The organism is Citrobacter sp. 506, assembly GCF_050434985.1.
Taxonomy (GTDB): Bacteria; Pseudomonadota; Gammaproteobacteria; order Enterobacterales; family Enterobacteriaceae; genus Citrobacter; species Citrobacter braakii.
In genome coordinates this window covers 2,032,844-2,058,479 of record NZ_JBNDJN010000001.1, presented here as the reverse complement: position 1 = coordinate 2,058,479, position 25,636 = coordinate 2,032,844, and the positions used below count along the sequence as shown (strand labels likewise).

Annotated in this window: 23 protein-coding genes and 1 pseudogene; 17 read left to right on the top strand and 7 right to left on the bottom strand. The window is 53.3% G+C overall.

The features are described 5' to 3' along the window. The first annotated feature begins 28 nt into the window (after window positions 1–28). Genes ABIE10_RS10025 through ABIE10_RS09995 form a run of 7 tightly spaced genes read left to right on the top strand, consistent with a single transcriptional unit; the run spans window position 29 to window position 7,924 of the window. On the top strand, window positions 29–2,500 hold the full coding sequence (locus tag ABIE10_RS10025; RefSeq protein WP_153690712.1) for a fimbria/pilus outer membrane usher protein: 2,472 nt from the start codon (window positions 29–31) through the stop codon (window positions 2,498–2,500). Between the two features lie 26 nt (window positions 2,501–2,526). Beyond that, the gene (locus tag ABIE10_RS10020) at window positions 2,527–3,303 is read left to right on the top strand and encodes a fimbrial biogenesis chaperone (RefSeq protein WP_046275745.1); all 777 of its coding nucleotides are present in this window, start codon (window positions 2,527–2,529) and stop codon (window positions 3,301–3,303) included. Between the two features lie 12 nt (window positions 3,304–3,315). Further along, window positions 3,316–3,921 carry a fimbrial protein gene (locus ABIE10_RS10015; RefSeq protein ID WP_019076065.1) on the top strand — a complete coding sequence of 202 codons (606 nt, stop codon included), beginning with the start codon at window positions 3,316–3,318 and terminating at the stop codon, window positions 3,919–3,921. After that, window positions 3,918–4,982 carry a fimbrial protein gene (locus tag ABIE10_RS10010; protein WP_429155456.1) on the top strand — a complete coding sequence of 355 codons (1,065 nt, stop codon included), beginning with the start codon at window positions 3,918–3,920 and terminating at the stop codon, window positions 4,980–4,982. Before ABIE10_RS10015 ends, ABIE10_RS10010 begins: the two co-directional genes overlap by 4 nt. A 9-nt stretch (window positions 4,983–4,991) precedes the next feature. Beyond that, the gene (locus ABIE10_RS10005; RefSeq protein WP_429155454.1) at window positions 4,992–5,534 is read left to right on the top strand and encodes a fimbrial protein; all 543 of its coding nucleotides are present in this window, start codon (window positions 4,992–4,994) and stop codon (window positions 5,532–5,534) included. 1 nt (window position 5,535) lies between these two features. Further along, window positions 5,536–7,203, top strand: coding sequence for an O-antigen ligase family protein (locus tag ABIE10_RS10000; RefSeq protein ID WP_429155453.1), 1,668 nt, complete (start codon window positions 5,536–5,538; stop codon window positions 7,201–7,203). A gap of 1 nt (window position 7,204) precedes the next feature. Then, the gene (locus ABIE10_RS09995) at window positions 7,205–7,924 is read left to right on the top strand and encodes an EAL domain-containing protein (protein WP_016155757.1); all 720 of its coding nucleotides are present in this window, start codon (window positions 7,205–7,207) and stop codon (window positions 7,922–7,924) included. Between the two features lie 15 nt (window positions 7,925–7,939). Here the strand turns inward: ABIE10_RS09995 and ABIE10_RS09990 are convergent, their stop codons facing one another. Both ABIE10_RS09990 and ABIE10_RS09985 read right to left on the bottom strand, forming a co-directional pair. Continuing rightward, on the bottom strand, window positions 7,940–8,350 hold the full coding sequence (locus tag ABIE10_RS09990) for a Spy/CpxP family protein refolding chaperone (protein WP_016155758.1): 411 nt from the start codon (window positions 8,348–8,350) through the stop codon (window positions 7,940–7,942). A 177-nt stretch (window positions 8,351–8,527) separates the two neighbouring features. After that, window positions 8,528–9,295: an amidohydrolase gene (locus ABIE10_RS09985; RefSeq protein WP_047417078.1), complete on the bottom strand. Its 768-nt coding sequence runs from the start codon at window positions 9,293–9,295 to the stop codon at window positions 8,528–8,530. Window positions 9,296–9,468: 173 nt separating this feature from the next. On the opposite strand from ABIE10_RS09985, the gene ivy reads away from it, so the two are divergent. Beyond that, on the top strand, window positions 9,469–9,915 hold the full coding sequence (ivy, locus tag ABIE10_RS09980; RefSeq protein ID WP_047498493.1) for an Ivy family C-type lysozyme inhibitor: 447 nt from the start codon (window positions 9,469–9,471) through the stop codon (window positions 9,913–9,915). 51 nt (window positions 9,916–9,966) lie between these two features. On the opposite strand, the gene fadE is transcribed toward ivy, so the two are convergent. Next, a complete protein-coding gene (fadE, locus tag ABIE10_RS09975; RefSeq protein WP_016151814.1) occupies window positions 9,967–12,411 on the bottom strand; it encodes an acyl-CoA dehydrogenase FadE in 2,445 nt (814 codons plus the stop codon). Window positions 12,412–12,650: 239 nt separating this feature from the next. Between fadE and lpcA the strand changes: the two genes are divergently transcribed. Both lpcA and ABIE10_RS09965 read left to right on the top strand, forming a co-directional pair. Continuing rightward, window positions 12,651–13,229: a D-sedoheptulose 7-phosphate isomerase gene (gene lpcA / locus ABIE10_RS09970; RefSeq protein ID WP_016151815.1), complete on the top strand. Its 579-nt coding sequence runs from the start codon at window positions 12,651–12,653 to the stop codon at window positions 13,227–13,229. Between the two features lie 149 nt (window positions 13,230–13,378). Further along, complete coding sequence (locus ABIE10_RS09965) at window positions 13,379–14,146, top strand: class II glutamine amidotransferase (protein WP_016151816.1); 768 nt, start codon at window positions 13,379–13,381, stop codon at window positions 14,144–14,146. Here ABIE10_RS09965 and dpaA read toward each other — a convergent pair. Continuing rightward, window positions 14,117–14,857, bottom strand: coding sequence for a peptidoglycan meso-diaminopimelic acid protein amidase (gene dpaA, locus ABIE10_RS09960; RefSeq protein ID WP_016151817.1), 741 nt, complete (start codon window positions 14,855–14,857; stop codon window positions 14,117–14,119). The genes ABIE10_RS09965 and dpaA overlap by 30 nt on opposite strands. A 349-nt stretch (window positions 14,858–15,206) precedes the next feature. On the opposite strand from dpaA, the gene ABIE10_RS09955 reads away from it, so the two are divergent. Further along, a complete protein-coding gene (locus ABIE10_RS09955; protein ID WP_016155761.1) occupies window positions 15,207–15,968 on the top strand; it encodes a C40 family peptidase in 762 nt (253 codons plus the stop codon). 38 nt (window positions 15,969–16,006) lie between these two features. On the opposite strand, the pseudogene ABIE10_RS09950 reads toward ABIE10_RS09955, so the two are convergent. After that, window positions 16,007–17,725: pseudogene (locus tag ABIE10_RS09950) on the bottom strand (flagellar biosynthesis protein FlhA); the annotation flags it as partial. Here ABIE10_RS09950 and lafU point away from each other — a divergent pair. The 3 genes from lafU to dinB all read left to right on the top strand — a co-directional run bounded on the left by lafU (window position 17,637) and on the right by dinB (window position 20,370). Then, window positions 17,637–18,551, top strand: a complete 915-nt coding sequence (gene lafU, locus ABIE10_RS09945) for a putative lateral flagellar export/assembly protein LafU (protein WP_071600315.1) — start codon at window positions 17,637–17,639, stop codon at window positions 18,549–18,551. The pseudogene ABIE10_RS09950 and the gene lafU overlap by 89 nt on opposite strands. A gap of 55 nt (window positions 18,552–18,606) precedes the next feature. After that, on the top strand, window positions 18,607–19,248 hold the full coding sequence (locus ABIE10_RS09940; protein WP_049281652.1) for a hypothetical protein: 642 nt from the start codon (window positions 18,607–18,609) through the stop codon (window positions 19,246–19,248). Between the two features lie 66 nt (window positions 19,249–19,314). Then, the gene (dinB, locus tag ABIE10_RS09935; protein WP_200046307.1) at window positions 19,315–20,370 is read left to right on the top strand and encodes a DNA polymerase IV; all 1,056 of its coding nucleotides are present in this window, start codon (window positions 19,315–19,317) and stop codon (window positions 20,368–20,370) included. Between the two features lie 53 nt (window positions 20,371–20,423). Here the strand turns inward: dinB and pepD are convergent, their stop codons facing one another. Beyond that, the gene (gene pepD, locus ABIE10_RS09930; RefSeq protein ID WP_016151863.1) at window positions 20,424–21,881 is read right to left on the bottom strand and encodes a cytosol nonspecific dipeptidase; all 1,458 of its coding nucleotides are present in this window, start codon (window positions 21,879–21,881) and stop codon (window positions 20,424–20,426) included. A 261-nt stretch (window positions 21,882–22,142) separates the two neighbouring features. On the opposite strand from pepD, the gene gpt reads away from it, so the two are divergent. The 3 genes from gpt to crl all read left to right on the top strand — a co-directional run bounded on the left by gpt (window position 22,143) and on the right by crl (window position 24,403). After that, the gene (gpt, locus tag ABIE10_RS09925) at window positions 22,143–22,601 is read left to right on the top strand and encodes a xanthine phosphoribosyltransferase (RefSeq protein WP_003031380.1); all 459 of its coding nucleotides are present in this window, start codon (window positions 22,143–22,145) and stop codon (window positions 22,599–22,601) included. Between the two features lie 98 nt (window positions 22,602–22,699). Continuing rightward, window positions 22,700–23,944 (top strand): esterase FrsA, encoded by a 1,245-nt coding sequence (gene frsA / locus ABIE10_RS09920; RefSeq protein ID WP_016155767.1) that lies wholly within the window; start codon window positions 22,700–22,702, stop codon window positions 23,942–23,944. A gap of 57 nt (window positions 23,945–24,001) precedes the next feature. Further along, window positions 24,002–24,403 carry a sigma factor-binding protein Crl gene (crl, locus tag ABIE10_RS09915; protein WP_016151866.1) on the top strand — a complete coding sequence of 134 codons (402 nt, stop codon included), beginning with the start codon at window positions 24,002–24,004 and terminating at the stop codon, window positions 24,401–24,403. 119 nt (window positions 24,404–24,522) lie between these two features. Here the strand turns inward: crl and phoE are convergent, their stop codons facing one another. Further along, window positions 24,523–25,578 carry a phosphoporin PhoE gene (gene phoE, locus ABIE10_RS09910; RefSeq protein WP_103765890.1) on the bottom strand — a complete coding sequence of 352 codons (1,056 nt, stop codon included), beginning with the start codon at window positions 25,576–25,578 and terminating at the stop codon, window positions 24,523–24,525. Window positions 25,579–25,636 lie beyond the last annotated feature (58 nt).

Here is a 25,636-nt window from a genome sequence, read left to right as displayed (position 1 = left end):
TCGGGTATCTGAAGGTTTGCGAACGAAAATGATCACGCTGAAAACAGATAAAAAACGTCTGGCGCTTTTTATTGCTCTGGTCTGTGCCTCTTCATGGGCTGAAGCGGATGAGGCCATTGAATTTAATACCGACGTACTGGATGCCAGCGACAGGCACAATGTCGATTTGCAGCGTTTTTCCGAAGGCAACTTTGTGACTCCCGGAGAATATCTGCTGGATGTTCGTATTAACAGCCAGGAGATTCCACAGCAGTCGATCCGTTATATCGTCGATCCTGCCAACCCGCATAAATCCATGGCATGTCTGACCCCGCAACAACTCGAATTACTGGCGCTCAAAGAAGAAGCGCTGGCCTATATTCATCCGATTAGCGCGACCTGCTATGACATTTCCCGCCTGCCGGGTGTGGCGTTGAATAATAGCGCAGGCGTACTGGACATTATCGTGCCTCAGGCGTGGATGAAATATACCGATCCAGACTGGACGCCACCGGAGCGTTGGGATAACGGCGTCGCGGGGCTGATTTTTGACTACAGCGTCTCGGGCCAGGCCACACATTATGAACAGGGCGGCGATCGTTATCGCTCTCTGTCTGGCTATGGGCAGACAGGTTTTAACCTCGGCGCGTGGCGATTTCGTGGCCAGTATCAGGCCAATTACGCTTCGGATGATAATCGCGGCCGTATCGACTGGGATCAGATCTATGCCTATCGACCGTTGCCGATGCAGGCTGCAAAACTGACGGTCGGCGAAATCTACCTGAATTCTCAGGTTTTTGATTCGGTGCGTTTCACCGGGGCTAACCTCGCCAGCGACGAGCGTATGTTGCCACCGAATTTGCAGGGCTACGCGCCTGAAGTGCACGGCATCGCCCGCAGCAATGCGAAGGTTACCGTCAGTCAGCAGGGCCGTGTTATCTATCAAACCACCGTTCCTGCAGGGCCATTTAATATTCAGGATCTGCACGGTTCGGTACGCGGCACGCTGGATGTTCGCGTCGAGGAGCAGGATGGCAGCGTACACACTTTTCAGGTCAATACAGCCGATATTCCTTACCTGACGCGCCCAGGCTATGTGCGCTACAACGCCGCGGTCGGGAAGCCATCGCGTTATAACCACGACGTTCAGGGGCCTGCGTTTTATAGCGGTGATTTCTCATGGGGGGTCAGCAATGCATGGTCGCTGTACGGCGGCGTGCTGCTCACTGGCGATCGCTATAACGCCTGGTCGATAGGGATTGGGCGGGACTTGAGCTGGCTGGGGGCGCTGTCGGCTGATGCGACGCAATCCGTGAGTCGGGTAAAGCATCAGGCTGAACAAAAAGGCATGTCTTTTAAGCTCAGCTACGCCAAAACTTTTGATGAGTACAACAGTGCCATCACCTTTGCCGGTTACCGCTTCTCACAGCGTAACTTCCGCACTTTCTCGCAGTTTCTCGACGAGCAGTATGAAAATAACAACAGTGCCGGCAACGAAAAAGAGATGTACACCATCACCGGCAACAAAACCTTCTTTGCTGACGATCCACTATTAGCGACCACGCTGTACCTGACCTATACCCACCAGAACTATTGGGATCGCGGTTCCCAGGATCGTTACGGATTATCGATGGGGCACAGCTTTTCATTTGCTGGCATCCAGGGGATCAGCGCCAACGTTGCGGCTTACCGCTCTGAGTATCAGGGCAAACGAGACGACAGTCTTTCGCTTTCAATCTCGGTGCCATGGAGCGATGGCCGCTCAATGGATTACGAATTGCAGAACAGCGGCAACCAGACCAGCCAGATGGTTTCGTATTCCGATAACCGCGACCGTAACAATCCGTGGCGTTTGCGCACAGGGGTTTCCGGTGAAGGGCGTACGGCGTTTGATGGCTATTACAAGCACCGCAGCATGATGGCGGAACTGGAATCTAACGTCAGCTGGCAGCAATCACGTTATTTCTCCGTTGGCGGCACGATGCGCGGCGGTTTTACCGCGACGCGTCACGGTGCGGCGCTGCACAACAGCCAGGCGTCGATGAATACCGCCAGGGTGATGGTTGATACCGACGGGGTGGCGAACGTGCCGCTGAACGGCGAACAGGCGCACTCAAACCGCTTCGGTATTGCCGTCGTACCGGACGTCGTTAGCTATCACAGCTTTGATACCCGTATCGATGTGGACGCAATGGACGAGGACATTTCCGCGACTAAAGCCATCGTGACCAACACCCTGACGGAAGGTGCGATTGGCTACCAGCATTTTGCCGTGGCGCAGGGGCAAAAAATGATGGCGCTGCTGCGCCTGAAGGATGGTTCGGTACCGCCGTTTGGCGCCGAAGTGTTTAACGCTAACGGCGTTAGCGTCGCCATGGTAATGGAAAACGGTATGGCCTGGATTGCGGGTGTGAATCCGGCTGAGCGTCTTTCCGTTGCCTGGGCTGGCCGTGCGCAGTGCCACTTACAGGTGCCACAACAAATCAACCCGGAAGGTAACGTGCTGTTGCCTTGTGAATAATTTCAATAACCTGAATGAATTTTGTCATGAATAATCAAGCTTTTTACTCCGTGCAGCGTTGGCTTAAACCCGTGGCCTGTGGCCTGCTTTTGATTGCAGAGATCAACACCTCATGGGCGGGTATTGCGCTCGACCGTACCCGCATGATCATCACTGGTGATGCGCGCTCAGTCAGTGCGAACTTAACCAATACCAGCCCGAGCATTCCGTTTTTGGCTCAGTCGTGGGTGGAAGATGCCAACGGAACAAAAATTACCTCGCCGCTAATGGTCTTACCGCCGCTGCAACGAATTAACGGCGGGCAAAAGGGAATTGCCCGCGTGACGAAAACCAGCGGGATCAACGCCCTGCCGCAGGATCGCGAGAGCTTGTTCTACCTGAACGTACGTGAAATTCCGCCTAAACCGGATAAGCCGAACGTGCTGCAACTGGCGATGCAGTCGCGCATCAAATTGTTCTACCGTCCGGCCGCCATTGTGCCGGAAACGCCGGGCGCCGTGTGGCAAAACCAACTGGTCTTTCACAAGCAGGGCCAGCGCTGGAGTGTGGATAACCCAACGCCTTACTTCGTCACCTTAATCGGCTTAAGCCGCAAGCCAGAAGCGCAGGGAGGCGGCAGATTGACCGACTTCCCCGGCGTTATGGTCTCACCAAAATCCTCTCTCGATTTCAGCGTCACGGACGGCAGCGTCAGCCAGTTCAGCATGATGTACGTGAACGATTTTGGCGGTCATCCCGAACTGAAATTCAGCTGCACAGGCAATGTATGTAAAGCATTGCCGATGGAGCAACAGCCCCGGTAACAGGAATCGTAAATGAAAAAGATGCTTTGCGCCCTGCTGATGGCGGGCATGGCCTGGCAGGTTCAGGCCACCAGCGGCCGCCAGGATATGAGCAACGTGTCCGGTGAGTATGGCAACGTCCGCTTTCATGGCCGGGTCTACGTGTCGCCGTGCGTGCTGGATATGGCCTCACGCGATCAGACCATCAATCTTGGTGATATTTCCGCCAGTCGGTTTCGCCAGGGCGGCGATCGCAGCGAACCGGTGTTGGTCACGCTGTACCTGAACGGCTGCTTAAAGGGCTCTGGTCATACCCTGAGGGATTTCCCCGGGCAGACCAGCGAAATGCCTGAGCTGGCGCACAGCACGGTGGAACGTGGCGTTTCGATGACGCTGATGGCCGAAGGCGCGCCTGAAAACAGTGACCTGGGGCGTATTCGTGGTGATGTGCGCGGCGCGGGCATTCGGCTACTGACCGAGCGTAATCAGCTGATCCATCTGAACCAACCGCAACGTATGTGGATCCTCAAACCAGGCGATAACGCCATTCACTTTCTGGCCACGCTGGAATCTTTTGGGCCAGAGGTGACTGCCGGAGAATTTAACGGCCTGGTGAGACTTAAGCTGGAGTATCTATGAGCGTATTACGCAAAGCGCTGTTGTGGGTTGCCCTGGTTGGCTGTCCACTGGCCGGGCAGGCATTTACACAGGGGGAAGGTGAGCCGGAGGGCGGGTCGCCGCATCAGTACGATATCGAACTGAGTTCGCTGGATGTCAGTAAAAACCACGTGGGTGGCAGAACGGATCCGTTTACCTGGAACCTGGGCAGTTGGTATGTGGTGAATTTCTATTGCGAGCAGGCTGACATCGCCCGGTCGCCGATTTACTACACCACCACGACTACGATGCCGCCTTCAAATCAGGGGGCGAACCGTTTTCGTCTAAATGAGTATCTGGATGTGGAAGTGCAGGTGTGGGTTGCCGGGGGCTATAAACGGTATGTTCAGGCGCCTTTTACCAACGTTTCAAACCGCAACAGCAATAACACTTGCAAAAAGCGCAAGGGCTACACGCGCGCCACTAACGTTGAAAGTGGTTCAAAAGGGAAAGTGACGTTTATTGTCACTAAACCCATTATCAACGGCATCAATATCACTTCCCAATCGCTGGTGGAGGTAGCCGGGCGCATGGGGAGCGCGGGACCTACGCCCACTACGGCGATTTCCCGTGTGGTGATTAAATCCGGGCTGATTACCGTACCGGACAAATGCACCTTCAACCGGGGAGACAAAATCAGTATTGAGTTTGGCGATCTGCCAGGATCCGCTGCCCGGCTCAATGGCACTAACTACAGCAAGTCGATCCCCATTCATGTTGTTTGTGAAGGCGGCAGCTTCGATCAGGGCGCGCTGAACATTAATCTTGGCGTACAAACTACCACGGCGTCAGGCACGGCGGGGTTCAACGATCATCTCCTCGGCACGCTGAGCGGCGGACAAAAGCGCGACGATCTCGGCATTATGCTTAAAGACGAGAGCGGTGGCACCGTCGTGCCCAATCAATTCTATAACGTGAAAGGTTTTTACCAGAATCAGGGCGACTGGAATCTCACCGCTGCACCGGTGGCAAAGCCGGGCGTGGGAAGCGTTAAGGAAGGTGAGTTTGAAGCCTCTGCCACCGTTGTTGCGCAGTTTCAGTAGGGGGATGCCATGAGATGTTCGGCGTTATTCGCGATCGGCGTGTTACTGCTTGGCGGCATGGCGCAGGCCGACACCAAACTGGTCGGCGGTGATATGTATTTTCACGGCACTATCAGAGCGCTGGCCTGCAGCCTGGCACCAGGAGGCGACAAAATCGAGGTCGATTTCGGGCAAATCGCAACGCAGGAGCTCTATCTCTCTGGGCGCAGTAAGCCGGAAAAATTCAGCATTCAGCTACGCGACTGCAACCCCGAGGTTTTTCGCGGGATCTCGGTCACTTTCAGTGGTAGTGAGGATGCTGAACTGGACGATCATCTGGCGCTGGATAGCAGTGAACAGGGCGGCGCGACTGGGATCGGTATTGGGATGAGCGAAGAGGACGGCACGGCAATCCGCCTTGATGAGAGCACGTCAGTCAAAGAGATAACTGCAGGCTCGATGACGCTAAATTTTTGGGCGTGGGTCGCAGCAGAGCCGTCGGCGATAAAAAATCAGTCTCTCGAATACGGTCCGTTCAGCGCCAGCGGAACCTGGACACTGAACTACCAGTAGCATGATGAACGCACTGAATCGTATTGCCCCGCTGCCTGCGCAGAAATTATTGCTCGTTATTAGTCTGTTTTTCTGGTGTGGGGGAATGCATCTCTACTGGCTGAATAACGGCGGCAGCGGTCTGTCGTTGCCGCTTAATATTACGAGCTGGATTTATGCCGTTGTGCTGGCTGCAAGCGCATCAGTGCTGGTTCCTCGTCAACGCTGGCGCATCACTGTCCCCGCCACGGTTTTTTCGATGGGGGCGCTCATCCTGACGCTGCTTTGTCTGCTGACGCCTGGCGTCTGGCAGTTCGAGGCGCAGCTGGTCGCAGGGGCGCTGCTGGGAGGCGTGCTCGTCTATCTGGTGACATTGCAGATTCCGCTTGCGGCAAACACCCTGACGGTACTGCTGACTCTGCTATGGGGGGCGTGCGTCATCGAATGTCTGGCGTTTTTGTATCAGTACTGGCATTTGCCGGGTGTTGATTACTGGGAGTTTGCCTGGCGACGCGGTACGCGGCCCTACGGTATTTTTCAGCAGGTCAATCTGATGGCCAGCTTCACTGCATCTGGTGTGCTGCTGTCAGCTCCGCTCTTTGTACGGCTACGCGACGGATATCGAATTGTCATCGGGATTGCCCTGGTGATGATGGGCTTTGTGCTGCATGAATCCCAGTCGCAAACCGGCTATGTGTCTGTGGTGGTAGGTGAAGTCTTGCTGCTGGTGGTTTTCCCAGCGCAACGTCGTATGTTGTTGCTACTTCTGCTGCCGCTGGCGTTAGGCATGGTGGCGGGCACGCTCGCTCGCCATTTTTTGTCCGTTGCTACAGTCGATCACCTGACCACTTCCCAGGTGCGCTGGACGGTGCTTAAAACGTCACTGGCATTATTTGCCGAACGCCCGTGGACGGGGTGGGGCGTGGGCAGTTTTGCCGCCGTGTTTCTCGAACGCGCGGGGCCGTTGGGGCTGAGCAGCATCTCGCATCCGCACAATGAGCTGGTGCTGTGGCTGGTGGAGGGCGGCCTGGTTGGACTGGCGGGGGCGCTGTGCTTTATTACGGGGGGCTTCTGGCTGTGGATGCACGGAAATCGCTGGCGTCGCGCTTGTCTGGTGGCGGCGCTGCCGGTGGTTATTCATATGTTGACAGAATACCCCGTCAGGCAGTCAACACCACACTGGTTACTGCTGATCCTGCTGCTTCGTTGTGCAGATAGCCCGCTAAAAGGGGCTCGCCTGACGCTTACGTCGACGTCGCTGATTCGTGCGCTGGCATTGATCTCGTTTTTAACCTTCACGCCATTGTTGCTTCTCTCACTGCACACGCAACAGCAGTTGACGCTGGCGGAGCGACAGTCAGCGCAGTGGCGTCTGGCCGAGTCGCTCCCTGTAGGAGGCTGGCTCCTTGCCCCTCGCTACCGGTTTGATGTTCAGATGGGGTATCTGCAACGGTATCAGCGTACCCGGGACGCTCGCTGGCTGGAAGCGGTTCGCCGCTGGGCGCCTGACTATGTGCGTGTTCACCCAGACCCGAATGTCTCCTTCACGCAAATCTTGCTGGCGTTACAGCAGCGCGACCTACCTGAGGCGCATCGTCTGGCGACGCGCTTTTACCTGACATACCCGAACGATCGCCGTATCCCTTGGCTGCAGGATGCACGACGTCCTTTCAATCAAAAAATGGAATGATATGAACAGATTCAGCGAACAGACCCGCCATGTGCCAGAGCTTCCCCGCAACGCCGAGCTGCTGCGGATCACCGGGATCCGTTTGCAGCGCATCCATTTTTTTGATGATGCATCGCTGGATGTCTGTGAGGTGTTAAGTCAGGTACGCACGCCGCTACCGCTCGATCTTTTTTTCAAGCACCTTTCCATCACCGCAAAACAGCAGCTATTTCTGTGGCAAATGCGGCAGGTACTGGCACTCTCAGGAAGTTATTCGCTGAATTTATCCGTCAGGATGCTGACCTGTCTGTCGTGGATTGCGCAGCTCGCCCGGCAGGCGCATCAGGGGCGGATTGTTATCGAAATACAGGATCCTGGCACCATGATGCGACTGGAAAAGGCAGAACAGCAGGCCGTATGCATTGCCGTTAAAACCCTGGTGCGTCACGGGTTTCGCGTGTGGCTGGATGATGTTTCGCCTGAGCTATTTTTTGTCTGGCGACTGTCTGGCATCCGTTTCGATGCCATCAAAATTGAAAGCGGAATGTTTCATCAGTTCAGGACGTCGGATTGGCAGTTAAGGGTACTGGTCAATCAATTTCGCGGGCTGGGAGAACGGGTTGTGATCGAGGGGGTGGAAACGCCGCAGGATTATGCCATTTGCCGTATGAGCGGCGCAGATGCTGTACAGGGATTTTTGTTCGAGCAGGAAGTATTACCGAAAGGCCTGAATCATTGCTGATTCAGGCCATGGTCATTATTCGCTCAGCGTCTGTGCGATATCTTTTTGCACCTGCTGGCGCTGTTCTGGGGTCAGTACTTTGTTCAGGTCGAAATAGTATTTCACGCGGTAATAACGCGCCTGCTGTTCGATATTGCTGAACGCGGAAAGCTGTTTTTTGACGGCGGCTTCATCCCATTTCCCGGACTTGATGACGTCAATCAACGCGCCGTCTTTAACATCCTTCACCGATATCTGGCTAACGTTGGTTTCGAGCTGCTGGTGCAGTTTTTTGATTTGCGCAACCTGGTCAGTGCTCAGTTTAAGGTGCTGAACTACCGGGTCCTGAGCTGGTGCGGGTACATTGGATACGTTTGCTGCAAGCGTGCTAAAAGAAGCGCCAGCCACGGTTGCCGCCAGCAAAGTCATGCGTACGAAGTTCTTCATTTCGGGATCCTGATAAGGGAATTATTAACATTGTCTGTCACTCGCTGGTGACGAGTGATTATCCTTTGCAGAATACGATGCCCGAAGCACGTCGCCACGCGAATTTGTTTTGCGGTTGGTTACGGAGTGAAACAATCCCGCTACGGAAAACGTTGTGCAGCGGGAAGAAGGCGATATCTACAGCGTGAACGGGTCAGCGTCCTGCCAGGCGGGGAATTTCTCGCGGTACTCGCGCAGCGCCGAGAGTGACAGTTCAGCGTCAATGCGCGTAGCCTGATGCGGCTCGGCGGTGGCAATAATCTCCCCTTGCGGATTAATCACCCGGCTGTCACCGCGATAATGATGGCCGTTACCATCAGTACCTACGCGGTTACATCCTGCTACATAAGCCTGGTTCTCAATTGCCCGTGCGGTGAGCAGAACCTGCCAGTGTAGCGAACGCGGCGCCGGCCAGTTGGCGACATACAATGCCAGGTCGTAATCGTTGCGGTTGCGCGACCATACTGGAAAACGCAGGTCATAACAGACCAACGGCAGAATGCGCCAGCCGCGCCATTCAAAAATAACCCGCGCGTCACCCGCCTGATAATGTTGATGTTCATCCGCCATGCGGAACAGATGGCGCTTGTCATAGAAATGGACATTACCTTCGGGTTCGACCAGCAAAAAGCGGTTTACTGGGCCACGTTCAGACAGGAGAGCGGCGCTGCCTGCTATAAGGGCGTTCGTCTGTTGCGCCTTAGTGCGCATCCAACTGACAACCTCTTCCTGCGGCAGCGATTTGCTTGCCGCTTCCATGGCAAATCCGCTGGTAAACATTTCAGGTAACACAATGACATCACGTCCGGTGACGGTTTCCAGTTGGCGGTCGAAATGGCGCAGGTTAGCCGGACCATCCATCCAGACCAAAGATTGTTGCAAGAGAGTAATCTTCAAACCAGACACAGTACCAAACTCCTCGTTGTGGGCTTAAGTTAACTCTAACATCTTATTCGCGGAGTGTGTGGGTGGGGGACATATTGAAAGGCCATTTTCCAGAAACCGCTGATTTGCATTTATCAGTATCTCCAACCACCATTTACAGGCAGAATAATGCGGGGATCGTCCAAGGAGGAAAAATGCTAAAGATATTAACCACTATCGCTACGATGGTCGTGGCAACAGGTGCAATGGCGCAAAGCGATATTAACCTGAGCACTCTGGCGAAAGATGATGCGACAAAAGCAGCGTACAGCCAAATGGTGGAAGGGAATAAATTGCCCGCATGGATCAATAAAGGGGGAACATCTTCCCCGACGCAGACGGTGAAGCTGGGTGGCGAATCATACCAGGTTCTGAGCGCGTGCAAACCGCATGATTGCAGTGCAGAACGTATTGCGGTGCTGTGGTCAGAAAAGTCACAGCAGATGATGGGGGTGTTCTCAACGGTTGATGAGAAAACCTCACGAGAGAAACTAACGTGGCTGAACGTGAGCGACGAGTTGTCAATCGACGGTAAAACGGTACTGTTCGCTGCGCTGAGCGGGAGCCTGCAAAATCATCCTGATGCGTTTAACTACAACTAATGTGTAAGCAAAAAAGCGGAGCTTCAGCTCCGCTTTTTATTTCGCCGATATTCAGGCCGCTTCGACTTTACGCACCTTCTCTGGCAGCTTTACCGGCTGAGTCGCCAGCGCCTCGGGTTCAAAGTCATCCACGTTGATGCTACGCAGACGACTTGCTTCGGCTTTCACCAGAATTGCGGCTTCGTCTTTATCAATCAGCCCTTTAGCCAGCGCATTGTGCGCCAGTTCATCCAGGCGGGTAAACGGCAGGTTTTTACCCAGCTCTTTGCAGATCCGCTGGTGGATAGGGTCGGCTGCAATCACATCCAGCAAAGCCTCTTCCAGCAAACCTACCGGGTTATGCTCGCTCGGCGTCAGGTATTGACCACGACCAAGGCGAGAACGGGTGGCGCTCGGAACCTGCAGAATCTTCGCGACTTTATGATCCAGCTTGTCAGACGGTGCATGGTAGTGGCGACCGGTAGGGAAGATAACCACATTCAGCAGGCCCGCGACCAGTCGGTTCGGGAAGTTTTTCAGCAGGTCGTCCATCGCCTGTTCCGCTTTGTACAACGCATCCTGAACGCCCCAGTGAACCAACGGCAGGTCTGCTTCATTACGGCCTTCATCGTCATAACGCTTCAGTACCGCAGAGGCCAGATACAGCTGACTTAACACATCGCCCAGACGCGCGGAGATACGTTCACGGCGCTTCAGGCTACCGCCCAGTACGGCCATGGAGACATCCGAAAGCAGTGCCAGGTTAGCGCTCAGACGGTTCAGATGCTGGTAGTAACGTTTGGTCGCATCGCCGGTTGGCGTGCTGCTGGTTAAGCCGCGCGTCAGGCCCAACCAGAAGCTGCGCACTTTGTTACTGCCGACGTGGCCGATGTGTTTGAACAGCAGCTTGTCGAACGCATTCACATCGTTACTCTGTGCCGCAGCCATCTCTTCCAGAACGTACGGATGGCAGCGAATCGCCCCCTGACCGAAGATCATCATGCTCCGGGTCAGAATGTTGGCACCTTCAACGGTAATGGCGATAGGCGCGCCCTGATAAGCACGGGCGAGGAAGTTGCTTTCGCCAAGCATAATGCCTTTACCGCCAGTAATATCCATTGCATCGATGATTGACTGCTGTCCACGGTGGGTACAGTGATACTTCACGATGGCCGACAGCACCGCCGGTTTTTCACCCAGCATAATACCGTAGGTAATCAGCGACGCCGCTGCATCCATCACGTACGCGTTACCCGCAATACGTGCCAACGGCTCTTCAATACCTTCCATCTTACCGATAGAGATTTTGAACTGGCGACGAATGTGCGCATACGCGCCGGTTGCCATTGCGACCGATTTCACGCCGCCCGTCGAGTTAGACGGCAGGGTAATACCGCGTCCCACGGACAGACATTCCACCAGCATGCGCCAGCCCTGACCGGCCATTTTTGGGCCACCGATGATGTAATCAATCGGCACGAAGACATCTTTGCCCAGCGTCGGACCGTTCTGGAACGGCACGTTCAGCGGGAAGTGTCGACGCCCAATTTGTACGCCTGGGGTTGACGTTGGGATCAGCGCACAGGTAATGCCAAGATCTTCTTCACCACCCAGCAGTTTTTCCGGGTCGGAGAGTTTAAATGCCAGACCCAGTACGGTAGCGATAGGCGCCAGCGTGATATAACGCTTATTCCAGGTCAGGCGCATACCCAGCACCTGCTGGCCCTGCCAGTCGCCCATACAAACCACGCCGGTATCAGGGATCGCGCCTGCATCGGAACCCGCTTCCGGGCTGGTCAGAGCAAAGCAGGGGATCTCCTGACCACGTGCCAGACGCGGCAGGTAATGATTCTTCTGCTCTTCGGTGCCGTAATGCTGCAGCAGTTCGCCAGGGCCTAAGGAGTTAGGTACGCCAACGGTGATCGCCAGGATCCCGGAAACGCCGGAGAGTTTCTGCAGAACGCGAGCCTGAGCATACGCGGAGAATTCCAGCCCGCCGTACTCTTTCTTAATGATCATCGCGAAGAAGCGGTGTTCTTTCAGATACGCCCACAGTTCCGGCGGCAGATCCGCGAGTTCATGGGTGATCTGGAAGTCGTTCGCCATGCGGCAGGCTTCTTCCACCGGGCCGTCAATAAACGCTTGTTCTTCAGCTGTCAGATGCGGCTGAGGATAGTTATGCAGTTTTTTCCAGTCTGGCTTGCCCTGGAACAGGTCGCCTTCCCACCAGGTTGTACCGGCATCAATCGCCTCTTTCTCAGTACGCGACATCGGCGGCATGACTTTACGGAAACCGCGGAACACTGGCGCAGAGATCATGGATTTGCGCATTGGCGTAAAGTTAAACGGTACGAGGAGAATGGCCAGAGGAACCAGCAGCCAGATTGACCACAGGCCAACCACGCCAAGCGCAGCTGTCCAGGCGAGCAAAATTAAGCTGCTGAGGAATAAGCTCACGCGGTGATAAAACAGAACGCTGAGCAGAACAACCGTAGCGATAATACTCAAAATCATCATAACGAAAAGCTCCCTTGCTTGTAGGAGGTCTGACCACTTGTGATGATATGGTTGTAGTGGATGTAAATTCTTTTAGCAATGTGTTTACAAAATAATTACAACAAAGCTCACATTGTTGCTGTTTTAACCGGCACAAAAAATCAAAAGCCGCAGCCATTCCTGTGGCTTGTACTTCTCGCTGGTAGCGCTATCCGGTACACTGCATCTTGTCATTTACATTCATGCTGAAGGATATCCTCATGTACCAGGATCTTATTCGTAACGAACTGAGCGAAGCGGCGGAAACGCTGGCTAATTTTCTTAAAGATGACGCCAATATTCACGCCATTCAGCGCGCGGCGGTCCTGTTGGCAGACAGCTTTAAAGCTGGCGGTAAGGTACTTTCTTGCGGTAACGGCGGTTCCCATTGCGACGCGATGCACTTCGCCGAAGAGCTGACCGGACGTTATCGCGAAAACCGCCCAGGCTACCCGGCGATCGCTATCTCTGATGTCAGCCATATCTCCTGCGTCAGCAACGATTTCGGTTACGATTATGTCTTCTCCCGCTACGTTGAAGCCGTGGGTCGCGAAGGCGATGTCCTGTTAGGCATCTCTACTTCGGGTAACTCCGGTAACGTGATTAAAGCGATTGCCGCAGCGCGTGAGAAAGGGATGAAAGTCATCACCCTGACTGGTAAAGATGGCGGCAAAATGGCGGGTAGTGCGGATATCGAAATTCGCGTACCACACTTTGGCTATGCTGACCGTATTCAGGAAATTCATATCAAAGTGATCCATATCCTGATCCAGTTGATCGAAAAAGAGATGGTGAAGTAAGAAGGCTATTTTATTTGCCATTTTGAATCCGGGCAGTGCCCGAAATCCTCACGTACTACGTGTACGCTCCGGTTTCCGCGCGCTGTCCGAATCTAAACTGGCTGCAACAATTACGCCTTCCCGCTTAAAGGCGTTTGTGGAGGTGATGTATGTGCGAACTGCTCGGGATGAGCGCCAATGTGCCAACCGATATCTGCTTTAGCTTCACCGGGCTGGTTCAGCGCGGCGGAGGTACCGGGCCGCACAAAGACGGCTGGGGTATTACGTTTTATGAAGGTAAGGGCTGCCGTACGTTTAAAGATCCGCAACCCAGCTTTAATTCGCCTATCGCCAAACTGGTACAAGACTATCCCATCAAATCCTGTTCCGTGATTGCCCATATTCGTCAGGCGAATCGTGGCGAAGTGGCATTGGAAAATACCCATCCATTTACGCGTGAACTGTGGGGACGTAACTGGACGTACGCTCATAACGGACAGCTCAGCGGCTATAAATCGCTGGAAACCGGTAATTTCCGCCCGGTTGGGGAAACCGACAGCGAAAAAGCTTTCTGCTGGCTGCTCCACAAGCTAACTGAACGGTATCCGCGTACGCCTGGCAATATGACGGCAGTGTTTAAATATATCGCGATGCTGGCAGGAGAATTGCGTGAGAAGGGCGTCTTCAACATGCTGTTGTCTGACGGGCGTTATGTGATGGCTTTCTGCTCGACCAACCTGTTTTGGATCACCCGTCGTGCGCCGTTTGGCGTGGCGACACTGCTGGATCAGGATGTGGAAATCGATTTTAGCTCAGAGACCACACCCAATGATGTGGTCACCGTGATTGCCACTCAGCCGCTAACCGGCAATGAAACCTGGCAAAAGATTATGCCAGGCGAGTGGGCGTTATTTTGTCTCGGGGAGCGTATAGTTTGATGCCAGTTGCGGCTGAACCACTTCGTGACTCAACGGCTTGCTGATAACGTAACGGCCATCGACGACGGAAACGGTCGGTGGCTTACGCGTTTGTTCAAAGTAATCGTAGCCAGGCTTTAGCTGCGCCCAGAATTCTTTGTAATACGAGAACTTATGGCGCTGCATGTTGGCATCGGTCATGCGGAATGGATAAATGCTAACCTGCACGCTGGACTGCCCAAACACCAGTGCGCCGGTGACAAACTGGAAAATCTCATCAATGCCGTTGTCGGTCATTGCGTAGCAGCCGACGGAAACGCAGGCGCCGTGGATCATCAGGTATTTACCTTCATAACCGTGTGCGCGGTCATAGGCGTTAGGGAAACCAATGTTAATCGCTTTATAAAAGCGGCTATCCGGTTTCAGCTGTCCGCGCTGTACGCTGTAAAACCCTTCCGGGCTTTTGAAATCGCCCTGACGCTGTTTCGGACCTAAGCCGCCGGAATAATTGCAGATCTTATAGCTGTCGAGCAATTGATACTGTTCGCCCATCTTGACGTACAGATCCAGCGTTCGCTCTTCTTTGAAGATCTGGATATAGACGGGGGAGCCCATTAATTGCTGCTTATATTCTTTGCTGACAGGCGTAGTCGGGCTGCTGCTGCTCAGCAAACCGGCAAATGAAACGCACGGCAATAAAAGCATCGCAAGAAAAAATGCGATTTTACGCATACTGCTTATTCCTTGATAAAACGATTACACACGCCAGGACGGCAAAAAGAGTTCCCAAATCGGATAAATCTGGATCTGGAGCGCTCACATTATCACCCAGAGAGTTTTTCGCAAGTCTCTCGTGCGGCGTTTACACTTTAGATTTTCTTTATACGGAAAATTGTGCTTAAAGGCAGTCAGACACTGACGTATTTTGCGGGTTAGCGCACGTCATTAAGTCTTCTGAGTGCAGAATTCCTAATATATTGAATTTAAAAAATTAATAATTTAATAATCGAATATTAAAATGGAATGCCCGGCAATAGCGGTAGACTGCGGCGAACGTGTTTGATTAGGTAGTGTTGTTTTCATGTCTTTTGTCTCTGCGCCCCGACGCTTTTTGCCGGGTCTGCTGTCTTTGTGTGTTGTGTTGTCCTCGCCGTCTGTCGCCAAAGTTCAGCCCCTCTTATCTGACGCCCATTTAAGCTATGCGGCGCAATTACGCATGCGTAACCGCGCCCGGCTGCTGAAGCAGTACCACGCGCAGGTAAAAAAGCAGGCAAGTTATGTGGTGGAAGGTAATGCGCAAAGTAAAAGCGCGCTGCGCCAGCAAAACAGGACGCTGATTAAACAGCACCCGGAGTGGTTCCCGGGGCCACTAAAAGCGAGCGATCAACGCTGGCAGGAGCTGGCTGAGAATGACCATTTTCTCAGTAGCGATCATCTGCACAACATAACCGAAGTGGCAATCCACCGTCTTGAGCAGCAGTTAGGTAAACCCTATTTGTGGGGCGGGACCAGCCCGGAACAAGGCTTTGACTGTAGCGGGCTGATCTTTTATGCCTACAACAAAATTCTGGCAGCAAAATTGCCACGTACGGCGAATGAAATGTATCACTATCGGCGGGCGACCATCGTCGCTAATCGCGACCTTCGTCGTGGTGATTTATTGTTCTTTCATATTCACAGTCGGGATATTGCCGATCATATGGGCGTCTATTTGGGGCAGGGACAATTTATTGAATCGCCGCGTACGGGAGAAACGATTCGGGTGAGCAATTTATCCGATGACTTCTGGCAGGATCATTATCTCGGCGCTCGTCGTATTCTGACGGAAAATACCATTCTGTAATCAAAAAGGCGGTGCGAATGGCACCGCCTCGTCAGGGGTTAACTCAACGCCCCCATAATCTTTAATTCCAGCTCATCCGGAACTTCGTTATATGACAACACCTGTAAGCCTGGTGCAAACAGGCGCGCATAGCGCGCAAGCAGAGGACGTAGCTGCGGTGCGACCAGCAGTACCGGCTCTTTACCCGCGGCTTTCATCTGTTCTTTAATCTGCGGCATATTGGTCTGGAACTGATTCAGCATATTAGGATCGACCGGTACGCTATCGAGCACCACTTTGCCGCTTTGCTGAGCCTGATTCACTACATTAGCCAGCAGATTCTCCAGCTCATTATTCAGCGTGTAGACCGCCAGCTCATCTTTGCGCACAAACGGATGGGTAATGCTGCGACGGAGCGCCAGACGCACATCTGCCGTCAACAGAATATGATCTTTAGTGACGGCGCTACTGGCGACCAGTACGGTGGCAATGGTAACGATATCGCGCAGCGGCACGCCTTCGACCAGCAGCGCCCGATAAACCTTCAAGAGCTGGCTGTAATTCAGCGCCGCGCTCAGATCTTCCGCCAGACGGGGGGCCATCGAAGAGAGGCGGTTATGCAGTTGGGTAATATCATCGTAGTTAAACAGGTCGGGAATAAAGTTGCGAATGACCTTATTCACATGCGTCGCAATGACGCTGGCACTATCAATGACCTGATACCCCATATTTAGCGCTTTGGCTTTTTGCGCCGGTACAATCCACGTCACCGGCATACCATAGGCCGGATCGTGGCCTAAAACACCATCGATCTCGCCATACGTTTCACTGGAGGGCAGCGCCATCAGTTTATCTGAAGGAATATCTGCCTCATCAGCCTTGATCCCATTGATAAAAATGGCGTACTGGGTCGGTTTTAGACGGAAGTTTTCGCGGATGCGAATTTCCGGGAGCAGCACGCCGTTAGTGTCTGAGATAACCTGCCGCACACCGCGAATACGTTGAGTGAGCGGATTCCCTTTGGATTTGTCTACCAGCGATACCAGCTTGTACCCCAGGCTCAGGCTGATTGGCTCAATCAAAGGGATAGTTTCCCAACTGACCTGTTGCTCAGTGGTTTCAACGATGGTTTTGGTCAGCGTCTCAAGATTTTTCTCTTCAGTTTCAGCCACCTTCGGGCGCTTGCTCATACGCCAGGCGGTGAAACCCATCAGGGCGCTGAACACCAGGAACGGGAAATGCGGCATTCCCGGTACCACCGCCAGTACAAACATAATGCTGGTGGCGGTATAAAGTACGGAGGGGCTGGCCAGCAGTTGGCTACGCACGTCTGTGGCGATATCACCGCTGTCGCTCACGCGTGTAACGATAATCGCCGCCGCCGTCGACAGCAGCAGAGATGGGATCTGGGCAACCAGACCGTCGCCGATGGTCATCAGTACGTATTGCTGGAAGGCGGCTTCGGCGCTTAAATCGTATTTAAAAATACCGATACAGACGCCGCCTATCAGGTTGATGGCCAGGATCATCATCCCGGCGATGGCATCACCGCGCACGAACTTCGACGCACCGTCCATTGCGCCATAGAAGTCCGCTTCGCCCGCCACATCTTTACGTCGCGCCTGCGCCTGGGCCTGATTAATCAGGCCTGCGTTCAGATCGGCATCGATCGCCATCTGCTTCCCGGGCATGGCGTCCAGCGTAAAGCGGGCCGAAACCTCGGAGATACGCTCGGCACCCTTGGTAACCACGATAAAGTTGATTGTGAACAGCGTCAGTAAAGCTGACCGCGAAAATATCGTGGCGGCGCTGCATGGTCAGTCAATCTTTAACGGTGGCGGTATGGCGCCGTTAAATAAGCTGGGCAAGCAGCCGATAGCGCCGGGAGCGCAGAAGAAAAACGTCACGCGCAACAAACTCGATAAAACCGTCAACCCGCAGGAGACGGCGAAAATTACGGAAGAGAACGCGAAAAAGGCGCTGGATGTGAATGAAAAAGCGGTGCTGCTGAAACAAAAATCAGCCCGCGAATTGGGCGAACTGGCGACCGACATTAACGTTATCGCCCGCAATGCGCATATGGAAACTAACCTCGAGATGGAGATTGTTCCTCAGGGGCTGCGCGTACTGATTAAAGATGACCAGAATCGCAATATGTTTGAGCGCGGTAGCGCCAGGATTATGCCGTTCTTTAAATCGCTGCTGGTTGAACTGACTCCCGTGTTTGACTCGCTGGATAACAAGATAATCATCACCGGGCATACAGACGCGATGAGCTATAAGAGTAACATTTACAACAACTGGAACCTCTCCGGCGACCGCGCTTTGTCGGCGCGACGCGTGCTGGAGGATGCCGGAATGCCGCAGAATAAAGTCATGCAGGTCAGCGCGATGGCGGACCAAATGCTGCTGGATGCGAAAAACCCGGAAAGTGCCGGGAACCGTCGCATTGAGATCATGGTGCTGACGCAAAGCGCTTCCGATACGTTGTATCAATATTTTGGCCAGCAGGGAGAGAAGGTTGTGCAACCGCTGGTGGATAAGCTGGACAAGCAAAAGCAAGTGACTTCTTTACGTCAACAATCTGCTCCCGTCACTCATTAATTCTGTTCCCGTCCCCCACGCAACGTGGGGGCAATTTATTCCTCAGGAAGGCAATGTGATAGATGTAACCCATATTATTCCATTGGATATTCATACTGATAACGTCACCGATGTAGCCTGTCAGGGGGCGCATTTCGACAAGGTCTCAGGTATCTGGTACACCGAACCCCACGAGCTAAACGGGGCGCTTCGTGACTATGTCTACGACACCGACAATTTTAATATTGTCGCGCCGTACTATCTGGTGATTACCTCGAAGATGCACTGCTGGAGCTGCCACCAAATTACCCGCATCCATGGCGTGATGTTTACCCGCTTTATTAAGAAAAATCAGGATGGTCAGGGCTGGCAGTCGGTCAGGCGTAACAGCTTTTTGTTCCACATTAATTCTCTGCCTGAAGAGATAAAAAAGAACATCAAAGCCAGCAATTACTACCTCGATAAAAGTAAAACCACCGGGCTACGTTACTGGATGAATCACTGTGAAATTTGTGGTGAACGTCTGGGCGACTACGAACTTTTCTGCGTTGAAAATGATGCCTTCCGCCTGATGACAATCGAAAAACTGCTGCGGGCAAATGTTCGCAAAGTGAATAAACTGTTCGTCAGTACGGCGGGGAATCCCGCAGAACATACAAAAAAGGATATTGTGCGTTACCTGTGCGATGCCCGCTTCGTCATGAATGGTCCGGCGTAAGGAATAATCATACTTCTCACACTATAAAAATACTGTATACTTAAACAGTGTTGTGGGAGGCGAGTAATGCGCAAAATCATACATGTTGATATGGACTGCTTTTTCGCAGCGGTGGAAATGCGCGATAACCCCGCTCTGCGTGACATTCCCATTGCCATCGGCGGCAGCCGGGAGCGCCGGGGGGTTATCAGTACAGCCAATTACCCGGCGCGCAAATTTGGCGTGCGTAGCGCGATGCCAACGGGAATGGCGTTAAAGCTATGCCCGCATCTTACCTTATTACCCGGTCGCTACGAGGCCTACAAAGAAGCCTCCCGCCAGATTCAGGCGATTTTCTCCCGCTATACCTCGCTGATTGAACCCCTGTCGCTGGATGAAGCCTATCTGGATGTAACCGACAGCACCCACTGCCACGGTTCTGCCACGCTGATCGCCCAGGAGATCCGCCAGACGATTTTTAACGAGCTGCAGCTAACCGCCTCCGCCGGGATTGCGCCGGTTAAATTTCTGGCAAAAATAGCCTCCGATCTCAACAAGCCCAACGGGCAATATGTAATTACCCCTACCGATGTTCCTGAATTTCTCAAAACGTTACCGCTCGGCAAAATTCCCGGCGTCGGCAAAGTCTCCGCCGCGAAGCTGGAATCAATGGGATTGCGTACCTGCGAGGATGTTCAAAAATACGACCTGGCAATGCTGCTCAAACGTTTTGGTAAGTTTGGTCGCGTGCTGTGGGAGCGAAGCCAGGGCATTGACGAGCGGGACGTTAACAACGACAGACTGCGCAAATCCGTCGGCGTGGAGCGCACGCTGGCGGAAGATATTCATGAGTGGTCAGAGTGTGAGGCGATTATTGAGCGGCTTTATCCCGAACTGGAACGGCGTCTGGCCAAGGTAAAGCCGGATCTCCTTATCGCTCGCCAGGGGATAAAACTCAAGTTTAATGATTTTCAGCAGACCACGCAGGAGCACGTCTGGCCGCGCTTAAATAAAGATGACTTAATTGCGACGGCGCGTAAAACCTGGGAAGAACGTCGGGGAGGGCGAGGCGTGAGGCTGGTGGGATTACACGTCACGCTGCTGGATCCCCAACTGGAAAGACAGCTGCTGTTGGGGCTGTGACTCTGATGGATTGCCGGATAAGCGCAGCGCTATCCGGCATTTAGCGCAGAATCTTACTTCGCCGGAATCGACTTCAGCAGTTCAGTCAGCAGCGTCCAGTAGTGACCAACGCTTTCGATATGAACCTGCTCATCCGGGGAGTGCGGACCGGTGATGGTTGGCCCGATGGAAACCATGTCCATTTCCGGATACGGTTTCTTGAACAGGCCACATTCCAGACCGGCGTGAATGATCTGGATGTTTGGCGTTTTGTTGAACAGACGCTGGTAGGTTTCGCGAACCAGGTGCATAACCGGAGAGTTAGCATCCGGCTGCCAGCCAGGGTATCCGCCTTTGGCCTGGGTTTTCGCGCCAGCCAGTTTACCCAGTGAATCCAGCATGCTCACCACGTAGTCTTTACCGCTGTCGATCAGAGAACGGATCAGGCAGTGAATTTCAACGTTGTCGTCAGTCATGGTTACAACGCCGACGTTCAGGGAGGTTTCTACCACGCCTTTGGCTACGTCTGAGTTGCGGATAACACCGTTCGGGGTGGCGTTCAGCAGACGTACGAAGCTGTCGCGAGACTGAGTGGTCAGCGCGGCTTTGTCGTGAGTAACGGCATCCAGCAGCAGAGCCAGGTTCTTCTCTTTGGCTTCCAGTTCGTTTTTCAGGATTTCCTGGTAGGTGTTGACCAGCGCTTTTAACGCATCAACTTTATCTGCCGCCACGGCGAGGGTGGCAAAGGCTTCACGCGGAATCGCGTTGCGCAGCGTACCGCCGTTGAAATCAACCAGACGCAGATCCAGCTCTTCAGCGTGACCCGCCAGGAAGCGTACCAGCAGCTTATTAGCGTTACCGAGACCAACGTGGATTTCGCCGCCGGAGTGACCGCCTTTCAGGCCTTTCAACGTCAGCTTAAAGCTCTGGAAGCCAGCCGGGATTGCTTCACGGGACAGCGGCAGGTTAGAGGTAAAGTCGATACCGCCTGCGCAACCCATATAGATCTCACCTTCTTCTTCAGAGTCGGTGTTGATCAGAATATCTGCCTGCAGCCAGTTAGCCTGCAGACCAAACGCGCCATCCATACCTGCTTCTTCGGTCATGGTCAGCAGCACTTCAAGCGGACCGTGCACCACGTTGTCATCAGCCAGAACGGCCAGTGCGGACGCCATGCCGATGCCGTTATCCGCACCCAGCGTGGTGCCACGGGCTTTTACCCATTCGCCGTCAATATAAGGCTGGATAGGATCTTTAGTGAAGTCGTGCACGGTGTCGTTATTTTTCTGCGGGACCATATCCAGGTGCGCTTGCAGAACGACCGGCTTGCGGTTTTCCATTCCTGCGGTAGCGGGTTTGCGAATCAGGATATTACCGACCTGATCGCGCTCGACGTGGAAACCTTTCTCTTGGGCCCAGCTCAGAATGTGTTCAGCGAGCTGCTCTTCATGGTAGGACGGATGAGGAATAGAACAGATTTTGGCAAAAATATCCCACAGCGGTTGCGGGGATAACTGAGACAGTTCAGACACGTTGAGTCTCCTTGGCGATGTCCTACAAAACTTGCTTGCAGGCCACAGGGTTAGCAGAATTAAAAACATCACAAGTCAGGCTTGCGCGATGCGATTGAGAATACCACTTTCTCCGCTGACGGCTAGCATAAAGCATGCAAAAAGAGGCGCGGATTCCGCGAAACACTGGTTTTTAGTGCGTCAGATCTCTATAATCTCGCGCAACCTATTTCCCCCTCGAACACTTTTTAAGCCGTAGATAAACAGGCTGGGACACTTCACATGAGCGAAAAATACGTCGTCACCTGGGACATGTTGCAGATCCATGCACGTAAACTGGCAAGCCGCCTGATGCCTTCTGAACAATGGAAAGGCATTATTGCCGTTAGCCGTGGTGGTCTGGTGCCGGGCGCATTGCTGGCGCGTGAATTGGGTATTCGTCATGTCGATACCGTATGCATCTCCAGCTACGATCACGACAACCAGCGCGAACTGAAAGTGCTGAAGCGTGCCGAAGGCGACGGTGAAGGTTTCATCGTAATTGATGACCTGGTTGACACCGGTGGTACCGCCGTAGCGATCCGCGAAATGTACCCTAAAGCGCATTTCGTCACTATTTTCGCTAAGCCGGCAGGTCGCCCGCTGGTGAATGATTATGTTGTTGATATCCCTCAGGATACCTGGATTGAGCAGCCGTGGGATATGGGCGTAGTGTTCGTTCCGCCGATCTCGGGTCGCTAATCTAAAAAGTTTTCAACGCCCGCACTGTCGGGCGTTGTTCTTTTTGTGCTGTGTCAGGTTACACTATGCCTTAGTGAGTACTCATGGAGGCTGCAATCATGTCACAGGCTAACCTCAGCGAAGTCCTGTTTAAACCCCGCTTCAAACACCCTGAAACGTCAACGCTGGTTCGTCGTTTTAATCACGGCGCGCAGCCGTCCGTACAATCGACCCTGGATGGCAAAACCATCCCGCACTGGTACCGTATGGTGAACCGCCTGATGTGGATCTGGCGTGGCGTCGATCCGCGCGAAATCCTCGAAGTGCAGGCACGTATCGTGATGAGCGAAGCCGAACGCACCGATAAAGAGCTTTACGACACGGTTATCGGCTATCGCGGCGGAAACTGGATTTACGAGTGGGCGAAGCAGGCGATGGACTGGCAACAGAAAGCCTCTATGGAAGAGGATCCGCAGGTGAGCGGACGCCACTGGCTGCATGCTTCCACGCTCTACAACATCGCTGCTTATCCGCACTTAAAAGGCGATGAGCTGGCAGAGCAGGCGCAGGCTCTGGCCAATCGCGCCTATGAAGAGGCCGCACAGCGTCTGCCGGGCACGCTGCGTGAGATGGAATTTGCCGTTACCGGCGGCGCGCCGATTACCGGCTTCCTGCATATGCCAAAAGGCGACGGTCCGTTCCCGACGGTGCTGATGTGCGGTGGCCTCGATTCCATGCAAACGGATTATTACACTCTGTATGAGCGCTACTTTGCCCCGCGCGGTATTGCCATGCTGACGCTGGATATGCCGTCGGTCGGGTTCTCGTCAAAATGGAAACTGACCCAGGACTCCAGCCTGCTGCACCAGCACGTATTAAAAGCGCTGCCGAATGTTCCATGGGTGGATCACACCCGTGTGGCGGCCTTCGGCTTCCGCTTTGGCGCCAACGTGGCGGTACGCCTTGCGTATCTGGAATCATCACGTCTGAAGGCGGTGGCCTGTTTGGGGCCGGTGGTTCATGCGCTGCTTAGCGACCCGCAGCGCCAGGCAAGCGTCCCGGAAATGTACCTTGACGTTCTGGCCAGTCGTTTGGGAATGCACGACGCATCCGATGAAGCGTTGCGCGTTGAGCTTAATCGCTATTCATTAAAAGTGCAGGGCCTGCTGGGCCGACGCTGCCCAACGCCAATGCTGTCGGGGTTCTGGAAAAACGATCCGTTTAGCCCGGAAGAGGAGTCGCGTTTAATCACATCTTCATCTTCTGACGGTAAGCTGCTGGAGATTCCATTCAACCCGGTGTATCGCAATTTTGACAAAGGGCTGCAGGAAATAACCGGTTGGATCAATCAGAGATTGTGTTAAAAGTTTGCTAAATTTTATCGATTTGGTAAAACAGGTGCTTCACCTAAGGAGATCGTAATGACGTTACCGAGTGGGCATCCGAAAAGTAGATTGATCAAGAAATTCACCGCGCTTGGCCCGTACATCCGGGAAGGGCAGTGCGAAGATAATCGGTTTTTTTTCGATTGTCTGGCTGTTTGCGTCAATGTGAAACCCGCCCCAGAGAAACGCGAGTTTTGGGGCTGGTGGATGGAACTGGAGGCGCAGGAAAAACGCTTCACGTACAGCTACCAGTTTGGCTTGTTCGATAAAGATGGGAACTGGACTGCGGTGCCGGTGAAAGAGACTGAAGTGGTAGAGCGACTGGAATACACCTTACGTGAATTTCATGAAAAATTACGTGGGTTGTTAACGTCGCTGAATCTGGCGCTGGAGCCTGCTGACGATTTTAACGATGAACCGGTTAAATTAACGGCATAATGAACAGTAAAATGCCGGATGGCGGCGCAACCCCATCCGGCATTTTTTATGCTATACCCTAAATAACTCGAGTTGCAGGCAAGCCAACGCGCATGCAACTTGAAGTATGACGGGTATAATCAGAACTGATAAACCATACCGACAGCAACGATATCATCATTGTTGATGCCCAGTTTATTGTCGCTATCGAGCTGGTTGATTTTATAATCGACAAACGCGGACATATTTTTGTTGAAATAGTATGTTGCGCCAACGTCGATATAATTCACCAGATCCTCATTGCCTACGCCTTCAATATCTTTCCCTTTTGACAGCACATAACCCAGTGACGGACGCAGACCAAAGTCAAACTGGTACTGAACTACCGCTTCGAAGTTCTGTGTTTTATTGGCGAAGCCACCGGAAATTGGCGTCATATTGCGCGTTTCAGAATAGAACGTCGCAATATAAATATCGTTAGCATCATATTTTAAACCGGTTGCCCAGGCTTCTGCTTTATCGCCAGTCCCACGCGTTTGCAGATTCTGCTGGTTGGTACGATCGGAGTTGGTATACGCACCGCTCACCGCGAAATCGCTGCCGCCAAAATCATAGGTAACGGAAGTACCAAAACCGTCGCCGTTTTGTTTTTTCACATCGCGGTCCTGATTTTTCCCCTGGTATTGCAGGGTGAGATCCAGACCATCCACGACGCCGAAGAAGTCGGTGTTACGGTAGGTTGCCAGGCCGCTGGCGCGTTTGGTCATAAAGTTATCGGTCTGCGCGGAGGAGTCGCCGCCGAATTCCGGGAACATATCGGTCCACGCTTCCACGTCGTACAGCGCGCCGAGGTTACGACCGTAATCAAACGAGCCAAGGTTTTTTAATTTCAGACCGGCAAAGGCCAGACGGGTTTTTTGCTGGTTTGAGTCGCTTTCGGCTTTATTGCCGGCGAACTCTGCTTCCCAGCGGCCATATCCCGTCAGTTCATCGTTAATTTGCGTTTCGCCTTTAAAACCTAAACGGATATAGCTCTGGTCGCCGTCTTTGCTGTCAAAATCCGTCATGTAATGCATGGCTTTTACTTTGCCGTACAGGTCCAGTTTATTACCGTTCTTGTTATACACTTCCGCTGCCTGTACGGATGCCGACGCAGTAATACCCATCACCACTAATGCCAGAGTGCTCTTTTTCATTTTCATTCCTGATTAAAAGTACGCGCTAATATTCACTGGGTGTGATCCCCGTTAAAAG

Excerpts from the sequence above, each read along its gene's own strand:
- ABIE10_RS10025 (WP_153690712.1), top strand. The coding sequence starts at position 29 with ATGATCACGCTGAAAACAGATAAAAAACGTCTGGCGCTTTTTATTGCT.
- ABIE10_RS10020 (WP_046275745.1), top strand. The coding sequence starts at position 2,527 with ATGAATAATCAAGCTTTTTACTCCGTGCAGCGTTGGCTTAAACCCGTG.
- ABIE10_RS10015 (WP_019076065.1), top strand. The coding sequence starts at position 3,316 with ATGAAAAAGATGCTTTGCGCCCTGCTGATGGCGGGCATGGCCTGGCAG.
- ABIE10_RS10010 (WP_429155456.1), top strand. The coding sequence starts at position 3,918 with ATGAGCGTATTACGCAAAGCGCTGTTGTGGGTTGCCCTGGTTGGCTGT.
- ABIE10_RS10005 (WP_429155454.1), top strand. The coding sequence starts at position 4,992 with ATGAGATGTTCGGCGTTATTCGCGATCGGCGTGTTACTGCTTGGCGGC.
- ABIE10_RS10000 (WP_429155453.1), top strand. The coding sequence starts at position 5,536 with ATGATGAACGCACTGAATCGTATTGCCCCGCTGCCTGCGCAGAAATTA.
- ABIE10_RS09995 (WP_016155757.1), top strand. The coding sequence starts at position 7,205 with ATGAACAGATTCAGCGAACAGACCCGCCATGTGCCAGAGCTTCCCCGC.
- ABIE10_RS09990 (WP_016155758.1), bottom strand. The coding sequence starts at position 8,350 with ATGAAGAACTTCGTACGCATGACTTTGCTGGCGGCAACCGTGGCTGGC.
- ivy (WP_047498493.1), top strand. The coding sequence starts at position 9,469 with ATGCTAAAGATATTAACCACTATCGCTACGATGGTCGTGGCAACAGGT.
- fadE (WP_016151814.1), bottom strand. The coding sequence starts at position 12,411 with ATGATGATTTTGAGTATTATCGCTACGGTTGTTCTGCTCAGCGTTCTG.
- lpcA (WP_016151815.1), top strand. The coding sequence starts at position 12,651 with ATGTACCAGGATCTTATTCGTAACGAACTGAGCGAAGCGGCGGAAACG.
- ABIE10_RS09965 (WP_016151816.1), top strand. The coding sequence starts at position 13,379 with ATGTGCGAACTGCTCGGGATGAGCGCCAATGTGCCAACCGATATCTGC.
- dpaA (WP_016151817.1), bottom strand. The coding sequence starts at position 14,857 with ATGCGTAAAATCGCATTTTTTCTTGCGATGCTTTTATTGCCGTGCGTT.
- ABIE10_RS09955 (WP_016155761.1), top strand. The coding sequence starts at position 15,207 with ATGTCTTTTGTCTCTGCGCCCCGACGCTTTTTGCCGGGTCTGCTGTCT.
- lafU (WP_071600315.1), top strand. The coding sequence starts at position 17,637 with ATGGCGTCCAGCGTAAAGCGGGCCGAAACCTCGGAGATACGCTCGGCA.
- dinB (WP_200046307.1), top strand. The coding sequence starts at position 19,315 with ATGCGCAAAATCATACATGTTGATATGGACTGCTTTTTCGCAGCGGTG.
- gpt (WP_003031380.1), top strand. The coding sequence starts at position 22,143 with ATGAGCGAAAAATACGTCGTCACCTGGGACATGTTGCAGATCCATGCA.
- frsA (WP_016155767.1), top strand. The coding sequence starts at position 22,700 with ATGTCACAGGCTAACCTCAGCGAAGTCCTGTTTAAACCCCGCTTCAAA.
- crl (WP_016151866.1), top strand. The coding sequence starts at position 24,002 with ATGACGTTACCGAGTGGGCATCCGAAAAGTAGATTGATCAAGAAATTC.
- phoE (WP_103765890.1), bottom strand. The coding sequence starts at position 25,578 with ATGAAAAAGAGCACTCTGGCATTAGTGGTGATGGGTATTACTGCGTCG.